The sequence below is a fragment of the Marinobacter sp. AN1 genome (assembly GCF_026013985.1).
GTDB classification, from domain to species: Bacteria; Pseudomonadota; Gammaproteobacteria; order Pseudomonadales; family Oleiphilaceae; genus Marinobacter; species Marinobacter segnicrescens.
Genome location: NZ_CP110342.1, coordinates 720,334 through 731,950, shown reverse-complemented (window position 1 = coordinate 731,950; position 11,617 = coordinate 720,334). Strand labels below are relative to the sequence as shown.

General features: G+C 61.1%; 10 protein-coding genes. 4 read left to right on the top strand and 6 right to left on the bottom strand.

Annotation, left to right across the window (positions count from 1 at the left end):
- Nucleotides 1–14 precede the first annotated feature (14 nt).
- A complete protein-coding gene (locus tag LJ360_RS03270) occupies nucleotides 15–1,946 on the bottom strand; it encodes an ATP-binding cassette domain-containing protein (RefSeq protein WP_264995237.1) in 1,932 nt (643 codons plus the stop codon).
- Between the two features lie 65 nt (nucleotides 1,947–2,011).
- On the opposite strand from LJ360_RS03270, the gene LJ360_RS03265 reads away from it, so the two are divergent.
- From LJ360_RS03265 to LJ360_RS03255, 3 genes are all read left to right on the top strand, one after another.
- On the top strand, nucleotides 2,012–2,566 hold the full coding sequence (locus LJ360_RS03265; RefSeq protein WP_264995236.1) for a DUF2390 domain-containing protein: 555 nt from the start codon (nucleotides 2,012–2,014) through the stop codon (nucleotides 2,564–2,566).
- Nucleotides 2,563–2,952, top strand: coding sequence for a DUF4124 domain-containing protein (locus tag LJ360_RS03260; protein WP_264995235.1), 390 nt, complete (start codon nucleotides 2,563–2,565; stop codon nucleotides 2,950–2,952). The genes LJ360_RS03265 and LJ360_RS03260 overlap by 4 nt, the downstream gene beginning before the upstream one ends.
- A 103-nt stretch (nucleotides 2,953–3,055) precedes the next feature.
- A complete protein-coding gene (locus LJ360_RS03255) occupies nucleotides 3,056–3,769 on the top strand; it encodes an FKBP-type peptidyl-prolyl cis-trans isomerase (protein WP_264995234.1) in 714 nt (237 codons plus the stop codon).
- A gap of 73 nt (nucleotides 3,770–3,842) precedes the next feature.
- On the opposite strand, the gene rsd is transcribed toward LJ360_RS03255, so the two are convergent.
- Together rsd and LJ360_RS03245 are read right to left on the bottom strand one after the other, a co-directional pair.
- Nucleotides 3,843–4,325 (bottom strand): sigma D regulator, encoded by a 483-nt coding sequence (gene rsd / locus LJ360_RS03250; RefSeq protein WP_091848787.1) that lies wholly within the window; start codon nucleotides 4,323–4,325, stop codon nucleotides 3,843–3,845.
- A gap of 123 nt (nucleotides 4,326–4,448) precedes the next feature.
- On the bottom strand, nucleotides 4,449–4,955 hold the full coding sequence (locus LJ360_RS03245; RefSeq protein WP_264995233.1) for a disulfide bond formation protein B: 507 nt from the start codon (nucleotides 4,953–4,955) through the stop codon (nucleotides 4,449–4,451).
- Between the two features lie 117 nt (nucleotides 4,956–5,072).
- On the opposite strand from LJ360_RS03245, the gene LJ360_RS03240 reads away from it, so the two are divergent.
- Nucleotides 5,073–5,516 (top strand): flagellar basal body-associated FliL family protein, encoded by a 444-nt coding sequence (locus tag LJ360_RS03240; RefSeq protein ID WP_264995232.1) that lies wholly within the window; start codon nucleotides 5,073–5,075, stop codon nucleotides 5,514–5,516.
- A gap of 61 nt (nucleotides 5,517–5,577) precedes the next feature.
- Here the strand turns inward: LJ360_RS03240 and gshA are convergent, their stop codons facing one another.
- The 3 genes from gshA to LJ360_RS03225 form a co-directional block, all read right to left on the bottom strand.
- Entirely contained in the window at nucleotides 5,578–7,131 is a 1,554-nt protein-coding gene (gshA, locus tag LJ360_RS03235) for a glutamate--cysteine ligase (protein ID WP_264995231.1), read from the bottom strand.
- A 96-nt stretch (nucleotides 7,132–7,227) separates the two neighbouring features.
- Nucleotides 7,228–9,573, bottom strand: a complete 2,346-nt coding sequence (locus tag LJ360_RS03230) for a Tex family protein (protein WP_264995230.1) — start codon at nucleotides 9,571–9,573, stop codon at nucleotides 7,228–7,230.
- Between the two features lie 102 nt (nucleotides 9,574–9,675).
- Nucleotides 9,676–11,391 carry a putative bifunctional diguanylate cyclase/phosphodiesterase gene (locus LJ360_RS03225; protein ID WP_264995229.1) on the bottom strand — a complete coding sequence of 572 codons (1,716 nt, stop codon included), beginning with the start codon at nucleotides 11,389–11,391 and terminating at the stop codon, nucleotides 9,676–9,678.
- Nucleotides 11,392–11,617 lie beyond the last annotated feature (226 nt).

The following is an 11,617-nucleotide window of genomic DNA, read 5'->3' as shown; positions in this document are numbered from 1 at the left end:
GCAGCGAGGGAGGCTCAGGTTTCCAGCTGCGCCTCCAGCTCTTCCAGCTTCTCACCGGTCTCCAGCCAGGTCGCTTCCGCTTCTTCCAGGGTGGCACGTACGCTGGCCTGGTCTGCCAGCAGGGCCTTGAGACGGTCCTTGTTGGCAGCCTCGTAAAGGGACGCATCCGAGAGTGCTTCTTCCAGCTCTGCCAGTTTCGCCTGGGCCGCTTCCATGGCTTTCTCGGCCTGGGCCAGCTGCTTCTTCCAGGGGCTCAGCTGTTTGCGCAGTTCTGCCTGCTCCCGTTTCTGTGCCTTGCGCTGCTCAGCCGTGAGTCCCGTCGCCTGGCTGGCAACGGTGGCCTGGCTATCCCGACGCGGTGGCTCCTCGTCATCCCTGCGCCGATCGGCCAGCCAGAGTTCGTAATCCTCCAGGTCGCCCTCGTAGGGCGCGACGGCGCCGTCACTGACCAGCCAGAATTCATCGACGGTATTGCGCAACAGGTGCCGGTCGTGGGAAACGACCACCATGGCGCCATCAAAGTTCTGCAGGGCCATGGTCAGGGCCTGGCGCATTTCCAGGTCCAGGTGGTTGGTGGGCTCGTCGAGCAACAGCAGGTTGGGCTTCTGCCAGGCAATCACTGCCAGTGCTACCCGGGCCTTTTCGCCCCCAGAGAAGGAACGGATGGGCGAGAGAGCCTCATCGCCATGGAAATCAAAGCCTCCCAGGAAGTTGCGGATACTTTGTTCCGACGCCTTCGGTGACAACCGCTGAAGGTGCAGGAACGGACTGGCGTCCAGGTCCAGGGATTCCAGCTGATGCTGGGCAAAATAGCCAATAGCCAGGTGCTCACCGGTGGTGCGCTCTCCCGCCAGCAGGGTGGCTTCGCCCCGCAGGGCATCCATCAGGGTGGATTTGCCAGCACCATTGGGGCCCAGCAGGCCGATGCGGCTACCCGGCAACAGTGTGACGTTCAGCCCGGATAAGACCACCGTATCGCCGTGGCCAGCCCGCCCGTTGCGAATCGACAACAGGGGGTTTGACACCTTGTCCGCCACCGGGAATGAAAAGCTGAACGGCGAGTCGATATGGGCCGGCGCAATCTGCTCCATTCGCTCCAGCGCCTTAACCCGGCTCTGGGCCTGGCGGGCCTTGGTGGCCTTGGCCTTGAAGCGGTCGATAAAGCGCTGGATCTCGGCAACCCGGGCCTGCTGCTTCTCGTAGTTGGCCTGCTGCTGGGCCAGCCTCTCGCTGCGCTGATGTTCGAACGCTGAGTAGTTGCCGGTGTACTGCACCAGTTTCCTGCGGTCAAAATGGATGATATGGGTGGCGACCCGGTCCATGAAATCCCGGTCGTGGGAGATGAACAGTAACGTACCCGGGTAGCGCGAGAGCCAGTTCTCCAGCCACAGGCAGGCATCCAGGTCCAGGTGGTTGGTGGGTTCGTCCAGCAGCAACAGGTCCGAAGGCTTCATCAGGGCCTGGGCCAGGTTCAGCCGGATACGCCAACCACCGGAGAAGGAGGATACCGGCCGGTCCGCATCACCTTCGGCAAATCCCAGCCCACGGATCAGCGCCTCTGCCCTGCGAGGAGCAGACCAGGCCTCATGGACATCCAGTTCGCCATGGATATGAGCCATGGCGTGGTCGTCGCCGTCGGCCTCTGCCTTTGCCAGCGCCGCTTCCAGCTCCCGCAGGCGAGTATCGCCATCAAGTACAAACTCCCGGGCGCTGCGCCCCGACGCTTCTACTTCCTGTGCCATATGGGCAATGCGACAGCCTCCGGGCAGGCTGACAGTGCCCTGTTCCGCGGACAGCTGGCCCAGCAGCAGCTGGAACAGGCTGGACTTGCCCGCGCCGTTGGCACCGACAATGGCCACCCGTTGGCCTGGCTGGATGGTCACGCTGGTGGAATCTAGCAACCAGACGCCACCCCGTTGTAAACTGAGATTGGTTATCGTAATCATTGCGGGATTATAACGCTCCCGGGGTAAAATTCGTGAATGAACCGGGTACCGGTAACGGACGACGGATGCAAGAGCAGGAACCAGGCCAAACGCCCGATACGAACACGCCGCTATGGCGTTTTTCACTCGCCCTCTGGCAACACCAAGAGGCAAGTGAACTGTGCCTGGGCCTTCAGCAGCAGGGCTGGTCGGTCACCCGGTTGCTGTGCGCCGGCTGGCTTGCCAGCGAAGGTCGTGACTATGCTGGCGACGAACCCGAGGACCTCCTGCAATGGCGGGGCACGGTGACGGAATCCGTACGATCCCTTAAGAAATCCCTGGATAAATCCGATAACCTGCTTGCGCCACTTCGGGAAACCCTGGCGAAGGCCGAACTGGAGGCCGAACGCATCGAGCTGTACCGGGCCTGGCTTGCCCTTGGCAAATCGGCCACCGCCGGCCCCATGCCAGCAACAACCAGACTGGCGGAGCAGAACCTCCGTCGCGCAGCCCCTGACACCGGCAGCAGCCTCAACGCAAAAACGGAGCCTATGATCAGACATCTGGCACAGCTCATCAACCGGATTTCCGCGCCGTCAGCTTCCGGTGGTCGTCGCGCCAACGGAGCCGTTGCGCCATGACCCGCTGGCTGATCCGCCTGGCCTTCCCTGCCCTTGGCTTACTGGTAGCGCTGATGATTTTTGGCGTTAAAGCACCGGATAACCCCAGCAGTGACCCCGAACAAACACCGGAGTCCACAACCATACCTTCCTTCGAGGCCCTGGTACCGGCGCCGGTAACCCCACCCGGCCCCGAAATTGTATTCAAGTGGCAGGACGCTGACGGCAGCTGGCATTATGCCGACCAACCCCCTGAAACCGGCAACTGGAATACCCTGGCCATTGAGCCCGGGCAAGCCACCCCGACCCGGGAACCGCTGAATCCGGGGCCCATGGAGGAGGACCTTGAGGCTCCCTACTCTGCTCCCTTCGCACTGGAACCCCGATTCCCCCAAACCGGTAGCTAAGCCCGGCTGCAGGAATTACGACTCTGTCAGTGGTATCAGGCCGTCAAAGCAGTTACCGTTGGCCTTTAACCGCTAACAACACATTATCGTGACAGGAATGACCATGAAGAAAACGCTGATTGCCCTTTCCATTGCCGGCGTACTCGCCGGTTGCACCGCCGGCACCCAGACGCCGGAAGTCACCCAGGCGCCGCTGGAAACCAACAGCGAAAAAGTCAGTTATGGCATGGGTATGGTGTTTGCCGAACGCATGAAAAACGACCTGCCGGAGCTGGAACTGGAACAGTTTATTGAAGGGTTCCGCCACGGCCACGCCGATGATGACTCTGCCCGCCTCAGTCGGCAGGAAATTCAGGATGCCATGCTGGCCTACCAGCAGGAGATGCAGGCCCGGCAGCAGCAGGAAATGGAACAGGCTGCCACCGAAAACCGGGAAGCTGGCGAACAGTTCCTGGCAGAAAATGCCGAGCGTGACGAGGTAACCACCACCGAATCCGGACTGCAGTACGAAGTACTGGAAGAAGGTGACGGCGAGAAACCAGGGCCGGAAGATGAAGTGAAGGTCCACTACACCGGCGAACTGCTCTCTGGCGAGGTTTTTGACAGCTCCCGTGAAAGGGGCGAGCCCGTCACCTTCCGCCTGAACCAGGTCATTGATGGCTGGACCGAAGGCCTGCAACTGATGAACGAGGGCAGCCGGTTCAAGCTCTACATTCCGTCCGACCTGGCCTACGGCCCCGGTGGCAACATGAGCATCGGCCCCAACGAGACCCTGGTGTTCAATGTGGAACTGCTGGAAGTGAATCCGGAAGATTAATCTGCCGGTCAGCACCTGAAAACAGAGAGGGCGGCTCCACGGAGCCGCCCTCTCTGTTTTCACTGTTCGTGATTTACGCTGACGATGGCACCTTGTCCGCATGCACGTTGTGCAGATGCTCGATCAGGAAGTCTTCCAGCTCGAACCGGGTCTCCAGGGCCTCGCCCAGGCGCGACAGCTCTGCCATCAGGTCGTCCATCTCTGACTCCGCCGGCCGCTTGCCGTCAATGCGTTCGTTGAAGTCCAATACCACTTCGGTCGTTTCGCTGATGCGCGGGTAGATGCGCCCGGCCAGTTCAATACCGCCGTCATCGAACTCCCGGGCCTCCTGGATCAGCTGCTCGTAGATTTCAAAATGGCCGGCTGACGTGTAATCGACCAGAATCTGGCACAACCGCTCCAGCTTCTTGCCAAGGTTCTCAGACGCGGTGTCCCGGGCGGTATCCGAAAGGTCGCAATAGTGCACCAGCAATTCCTGGCGCTCCTTCAACCAACGATCTATGAGCTGGTGCACGCCTCCCCAGCGTTCCTTCGCAGTACGGCAATTCTCTAACATGGTGCCTCCCGGGCGGATCAGGTGTGACTCAGACAGCGTTGGGAACCAAGTTACCCTAATTGCGAGCGGGCCGGCAAGCACCAAAGATGCTGCACACCCGGGACCGAGAGGTGCCGGACAGGGTCACCTCAGTGAGTGGCGCAAGGGGGAACGGATCAAGCCAAACAGAACCGCCAGCCCTGCCAGTATGATCAGTGTGAAGAACACCGCAGTCCAGCCAGGGATACTCAGGCCAAGGAATGTCCACACCACCTTGGCACAGTCACCGGTGCCCTTGACCGCCATGGCCAGAACTTCCATCAGCGGGAATACTTCCAGCATATAGTCAACGGAGGTACCGCAGGCCGGCACCTGGTCCTCCGGCAGGCTCTGCAGCCATAACTGACGACCGGCCAGGCCGACGCCGATACCCGCTGTCAGCGCCAACAGGAAGCCGTAGATGCGCCCGCCAATATTGCCCGGGTTATGGAGTACCGCCAGCAAGCCTACTGCCGCCACGCCCATAAAGGCAAACCGCTGCAGCCAGCACAGGGGACAGGGCTCCAGCCCCATGACATATTCCATATAAAACGCCACGGCCAGCAAACCAGCAGGCACCAGGAAAGCAAAGAGAAAAACCAGTCTGCGCATCTGTCGAAAAACCTTCTGTTGCGGCCTGGCAGCACCTGACCCGCAATGGCTGCATCCGCCACCGGGTCCTGCTATTCTGCGAACCAGACCATTCCCTAATGTGAACCAAGAAAACCGATGATGAATCGATACCTTGCCTTCTGGCTCAGCCTCGTTCTGGCCGTTAGCCTGCCCCTTGTCACAGCGGCGCAGGACGAGCCGGAGACCGAAGAAGCCAGTGACGACACCCCGACCTTTACCGAGTACGTGGAGATGAAGCCCTCTTTCGTCACCCATGTAGGGGAGCCATCAGAGCGCCTCAAGTATCTGAAGGCCGATGTTTCCCTGCGGGTCAATTCAGAAACTGCCCGGGCCGCCATTGAAACGCACATGCCCCGCCTCCGCCATGAACTGGTCATGCTTTTTGGCGAACAGACGGATCTGGAAACCCTGTCCTCCGTGGAAGGCCAGCAGGCTGTCCGGGACCACGCCCTTGCCCGCCTGAACCAGGTTCTGGAGGATCAACAGACCGGTGAACAGATCGTCGATGTGCTGTTCAGCAGTTTCGTCATACAACGGTAAGTCCCGGCCAGCCAATCGGGCCGGCTGACGGGGACCAGGGGTACTTGCCGGCCTGTGCCCCTCAGCTGGCCAGATAGTTCTCGAGGAATTCTCCAAACGTGCCGCTGTCGGCCTTTTCCATAGCCGCCTGCTCGTCAAGTGACTCCCGTGTCATGCGCTCGAAGTCGGCACGGACCTGCTCATCAGGCACCGCCTCCTGCAGGCTGCGCTGGTGCTCTCGCGACAACTCAAGCGTCCACTCCCGGTGACCGCGGCCGGTTTCTTCCATGGCGGCGAGTACCCGGGCTGAGGGCAGCAATGAGGGGTCGTCCAGTTTTTGCCGCTGTACAGCCAGGGCCTCCCGGTAGCGGTTACCGCCCTGCCACTGGTCCAGCTGTTCCGCCAGGCCATCCAGCTCATCCAGGGCTTCCCGGGAGGCATCGCTGAGGGCAACGGTGCGATCGCACCGGGTCAGCTGGAGCCGGGGATCACGCCCCTCGTTCACCACATCCTTGTAGTTGTCATCCAAACGGTCACACTCGGCATCGCCGATCCGCGGACTGTCCTGCAGCAGGCAACCCAGCAGGAACAGGTCCAGGAAATCCACCTGCGGTGCATTCAGGCCCAGCGGGGAGAATGGGTCCAGGTCCAGGCAGCGCACCTCGATGTACTCCACGCCGCGACGATCCAGCGCCTGGATGGGCTTCTCGCCCCGCTCGGTGGTCCGCTTCGGCCGCACCGCACTGTAATACTCGTTCTCGATCTGGAGGATGCTGGTATTGATCTGGATGAACTGGTCACCACGACGGGTGCCGATTTCCTCATAGGGTGGCCAGGTCGTATGAATCGCCCTGTCGAGGGTTTCGGTGTAGGTCTTCAGCTCGTTGAAGCAGATGTTCAGGGACGACTGGGCGTTGTTGTGATAGCCCAGATCCCCCATGCGCAGGGAGGTGGCATTGCGACCATAGAAGGTGTCGTCACTGAAGGGGGCAAGCTGATGATTGACGCCACGAACAAAGCTGGCATCCAGCGCGGGCGAGGCGCCGAACAGCAGCATCAGCAGCCAGCTACGACGGCGGAAGTTACGGATCAGCCAGAAATACTGGTCGGATTTGAAATCCTGCAGCGACTGCCCGTCGCCCAGCAACTGCTGCCATTTCTGCCAGAAACTGTCCGGCAGCGACAGGTTGTAATGGGCGCCGGCGATGCTCTGCATCATGCGGCCATAGCGCACGGCCAGGCCCTGACGGTACACATGCTTGAGCTGACCAATATGCGAACTGCCGTATTCCGCAATCGGAATGCTCGGGTCTCCATCCAGCTCACAGGGCATGCTGGCGGACCAGAGCACCTCGTCTTCCAGGTGCTGGTGCACGAACCAGTGGATATCCCGCAGGGAGGCCAGCATTTCCTCGGTGCTGCGGCATACCGGGGTGATCAGCTCCAGCAGGGATTCCGAGTAATCGGTGGTAATGCGCGGATGAGTCAGCGCCGAGCCCAATGCCTTCGGATGCGGGGTCTGCGCGATGAACCCGTTGCGGTCAACCCGCAGCCCCTCTTTCTCGGCCCCTTTGAGGAACCCGTCCCAGTCGCTGGCATTGAGCTGTGAGAACAACCCGTGGCGCGATGCACCCATGTTTGACTCCTATGATCACCCGGCGAGCGGAAACCTTGCCGCTGCGGACAACTTTAGCATGGGCAGGCCACTACGACGCCGCCCACCACCATTGGATTAACGCTTGCCCTTGCGGGCTGAGGCCAGTGCCTCGGCCAGGGCACCGGCCATGGCGCCCTGGGATTGTTGCGGTTGGCTACTACCACGCCGCCCACCACCGGAAGCCTGGCGAGCCTTGGCGGACTTGTGGCGATCGCCCTGCCCCCGTTCCGGCCGATTGCCCTCACCGGGCTTGTCATCCAGTCGCATGGACAGGCCAATACGCTTGCGGGGAATGTCCACTTCCATGACCTTGACCTTGACGATATCGCCGGCCTTGACCACCTCACGGGGGTCCTTGACGAACTCATGGGACAGGGCAGAGATATGAACCAGGCCATCCTGGTGCACACCGATATCCACGAACGCCCCGAAGTTGGTGACGTTGGTCACCGTCCCTTCCAGGGTCATCCCCGGCTTCAGGTCATTGAGTGTTTCCACCCCTTCCTGGAAGCTGGCGAAACGGAACTCTGGCCGGGGGTCCCGCCCCGGTTTTTCCAGCTCGGCAATGATATCCCGGATGGTGGGAACCCCGAACTGATCGGTCACATACTCTTCCGGGTTCAGGCTCCGCAGGAAACTGACATCACCAATCAGGTCCGCCACCTTGCGACCGCTTTTCTTCGCGATGGCTTCCACCACACCGTAGGCCTCGGGATGTACGGCGGAACGGTCCAGGGGGTTCTCTCCCTGACTGATCCGCAGGAAGCCGGCGGCCTGTTCAAAGGTCTTCGGCCCCAGCCTCGGCACTTCCAGCAACTGCCGGCGGCTGCGGAAACCACCATTGCGGCTGCGGAATTCAATAATGTTCTCGGCGGTTCCGGGGTTAAGACCAGACACCCGCGCCAACAGGGGAGCCGAAGCGGTGTTGAGATCGACGCCAACGCCGTTTACACAGTCCTCAACTACCGCATCCAGGCTACGGGCAAGCTGCACCTGGGAGACATCGTGCTGATACTGGCCAACACCGATGGACTTGGGCTCGATCTTGACCAGCTCGGCCAGCGGATCCTGCAGGCGGCGGGCGATAGAAACGGCACCACGGATGGTAACGTCCAGGTCCGGTAGTTCCCGCGAGGCGAACTCAGACGCTGAGTATATGGACGCACCGGACTCGCTCACAACAATGCGGTTAAGCTTGAACTCGGGGTACCGCTTGCACAGCTCCGCTACCAGCTTCTCGGTCTCCCGGGACGCGGTGCCGTTGCCGATAGCCACCAGTTCGATCCTGTGCTCCCGGCACCACTTCGCCAGCTGTTCTATGGACTGGTCCCACTGATTTTTCGGGGCGTGGGGATAGATGGCGCCATACCCGGCCACCTCACCGGTTCCGTCAATAATGGCGACTTTCACCCCGGTGCGCAGGCCCGGGTCCAGGCCGAGGGTCGGCCGTGGACCGGCCGGAGCCAGCAGGAGCAGGTCCTTGAGATTATTGGCAAATACCTGAATCGCCTCCGCTTCGGCCGCTTCACGCACCTGTGCCATGAGGTCGGTCTCCAGCTGGGTAGACAGCTTGACCCGCCAGGTCCACCGCACCACGTCCGCCAGCCAGCGATCCGCGGGGCGGCCCTGGTCACGAATGTTCCAGTGGGCGGCAATCTTCGCTTCTGCCGGGTGCGGCACACGACGGTCTTCACTCTCACCCTCCACCGTAATGGCGTATGTGAGAATGCCTTCGTTGCGACCCCGCAGTATCGCCAGCGCCCGGTGGGAGGGCATCTTTTTCAGGGGCTCCTGGTGATCGAAGTAGTCCCGGAACTTGGCGCCCTCGTTCTCTTTTCCTTCAATGACCGTAACCTTCAACTGCCCCTCGCTCCACAGGTAGTCCCGCAGGCGACCCAACAGCTCCGCATCCTCGGCAAAGCGTTCCATCAGGATATTTCGCGCACCTTCAAGGGCAGCTTTAACGTCTTCAACACCCGCTTCGGAGTTGAGGTAGCCGGCGGCGAGGGCTTCAGGATCCTGGCCCGGGTTGTCATACAGGCTGTCAGCCAGCGGCTCAAGTCCGGCCTCGCGGGCAATCTGGGCCTTGGTGCGGCGCTTGGGCTTGTAGGGGAGGTACAGGTCTTCCAGACGGTTCTTGGTGTCGGCCTCGTCGACGGCGGCGCGGAGTTCGTCCGTCAGCTTGCCCTGCTCCTCGATACTCTTGAGGATGGTCTCACGCCGCTCTTCCAGCTCCCGCAGGTAGCGCAGCCGCTCTTCCAGGGTCCGCAACTGGCTGTCGTCCAGGGCACCGGTGACTTCTTTCCGGTAGCGGGCGATGAAGGGCACGGTAGCGCCTTCATCAAGCAGGGCAATGGTGGCGTTGACCTGTTGTTCGCGTACACCGAGTTCTTCGGCAATGCGGCCGGGAATACTGATCATGCTGTGTTACCTGAGAGGGGAGAATCCTGCCCGCACGATAGCGGACCATTCGTCACTGTATTTGGTCAGACCGTTAAATCAGACCGCAAAAGGTACAGGGCCTTACTCCGGCAGGCAAGCCAGGCGATTACGGTCCTGCAGGAAATCCAGCAGTGCAGGCCAGGGCATGGGCCGTGCGTAGTAGTAACCCTGAACCTCGTCGCAATGCTGGTCGCGCAGGAATGCCAACTGGCCCTCGGTTTCCACGCCTTCCGCCACCACGCTCATCTGCAGGCTGTGGGCCAGGCTGATAATGGCGCGGATAATATGCTCCGAGTCCCCGGTTTCACCCAGGGCCTGGACGAAGGACTTGTCGATCTTGACCAGCGAGATGGGCAGGTGTTGCAGGTTGGTCAGGGAGGAATACCCGGTGCCGAAGTCATCCAGGGCAAAGCTGATACCCAGCTGGCTGAGTTCCCGCAGGCAGCGCTGGGCATAGTCGGGGTCATGCATCATGGCCGTTTCGGTGAGCTCCAGCTCCAGCAGGCTGGTATCAACGTTGGCATTGAAAATGATGCGGAAGATGGTTTCCGTCATCTTGCGATCATGGAACTGCCGGAACGAAAGGTTGACGGCAAACACCAGACCCGGAAAGCCCAGGTCGGCGGACTCTTGCAGCCGCGCGCAGGCCTGCTCGATGACCCAGTAACCGATGGGCACAATCAGGCCACTGCGTTCAGCAGCGGGTATGAATTCATCGGGCATGACCAGCCCCCGGGTGGGGTGGTTCCAGCGAATCAGGCATTCCACGCCCCGTACCTCGCCGGTAATCAGGTCGATACGGGGCTGGTAGTAGAGTTCGAGCTCACCGGAACGCAGCGCATTACGCAGGTCTCCCTCCAGCTTGAGCTGATGGCCGGCAGAAATGTGCAGCTGACGGTTGTAGAAGCGATAGCTGGTACCGGAGTCCCGCTTGGCTTCGAACATGGCCCGGTTGGCACGGCGCAACAGGGTTTCCGGGGTGTCGCCGGCTTCCGGGAAGGTGGCCACGCCGAGACTGGCGGTGATCCCCACGCGGTTACCAGCCACCGTAACCGGGTCGTTCAGGGCGGTAACCAGCTTGCGGACGATCTGGGACAGGTCCAGGGAGTCGTCCACGTTCTCGGCAATGACGGCCAGCTCGTCCCCACCGATGCGCATCAGCGAGTCCACCCGACGCATGACCTGGCGCAGGCGCTCGGCCAGGCGGAGCACCAGTTCGTCTCCCTGACGGTAGCCCAGCGACTCGTTAACCGTCCGAAAGTCATCCAGGTTGATGTGAATCAGGGCCAGCCGGTGGTCGCCCCGCTCCGCCCGCAGAATCGCCTGCTGCAGGCGGTCAAAGAACAGGTTGCGATTGATGAAACCACTGGCCACCTCCCGCCCCAGCTGTCCGCCGGCACTGTCTTCCAATTGCTGGCGGAACCAGACACAACGTACTGCCCTGGCCATTGACCAGCGATCCAGGCGCCCCTTGCAAAGGTAGTCTGCCGCGCCACCGGCGAGCAGGCCCTCTGTAACGTCATCCTCCAGCCCGCCACCGATGGCAATCACCGGCTTTTCATTACCGGCCACCGCCAGGTATTGCAGGAAACCACCCTCTGAGCCGGCATGGAAAGTCGGCTCCCATAACAGGACGTCAAAGTGAGCGTGAATCAGCAAGTCACCGACGTCGTCGGGATCAGGGCACCAGGTCAGCTCGGAAACAAAGTCACCGTGGCCATGGAGCATGGCTCCGTAACGCAGAAAATCAGTTTGTTCCCCGGTAAGGACCAGGATACGCAGGTTGTCGGACTGCATTTTGGTTCAGATGCCCTTTTTATCCCGGCCATAACAGGCCGGGCAGTATTACTGCCGGAAGGTGACCCCGCCTGTGAGACGCCCGGAAGGAATGTCACCTTGCGACGGTGACACCCTGAGCTTGCGACGGATTCAAGTGATCACCCTACAAGATAGCTGATAGCCAAAGAAGATACAGAATTTGGTCTCAGGTAGAATGCTCCTTTTCGCTGAATCCTGCGTCAGG

Excerpts from the sequence above, each read along its gene's own strand:
- LJ360_RS03270 (WP_264995237.1), bottom strand. The coding sequence starts at position 1,946 with ATGATTACGATAACCAATCTCAGTTTACAACGGGGTGGCGTCTGGTTG.
- LJ360_RS03265 (WP_264995236.1), top strand. The coding sequence starts at position 2,012 with ATGCAAGAGCAGGAACCAGGCCAAACGCCCGATACGAACACGCCGCTA.
- LJ360_RS03260 (WP_264995235.1), top strand. The coding sequence starts at position 2,563 with ATGACCCGCTGGCTGATCCGCCTGGCCTTCCCTGCCCTTGGCTTACTG.
- LJ360_RS03255 (WP_264995234.1), top strand. The coding sequence starts at position 3,056 with ATGAAGAAAACGCTGATTGCCCTTTCCATTGCCGGCGTACTCGCCGGT.
- rsd (WP_091848787.1), bottom strand. The coding sequence starts at position 4,325 with ATGTTAGAGAATTGCCGTACTGCGAAGGAACGCTGGGGAGGCGTGCAC.
- LJ360_RS03245 (WP_264995233.1), bottom strand. The coding sequence starts at position 4,955 with ATGCGCAGACTGGTTTTTCTCTTTGCTTTCCTGGTGCCTGCTGGTTTG.
- LJ360_RS03240 (WP_264995232.1), top strand. The coding sequence starts at position 5,073 with ATGATGAATCGATACCTTGCCTTCTGGCTCAGCCTCGTTCTGGCCGTT.
- gshA (WP_264995231.1), bottom strand. The coding sequence starts at position 7,131 with ATGGGTGCATCGCGCCACGGGTTGTTCTCACAGCTCAATGCCAGCGAC.
- LJ360_RS03230 (WP_264995230.1), bottom strand. The coding sequence starts at position 9,573 with ATGATCAGTATTCCCGGCCGCATTGCCGAAGAACTCGGTGTACGCGAA.
- LJ360_RS03225 (WP_264995229.1), bottom strand. The coding sequence starts at position 11,391 with ATGCAGTCCGACAACCTGCGTATCCTGGTCCTTACCGGGGAACAAACT.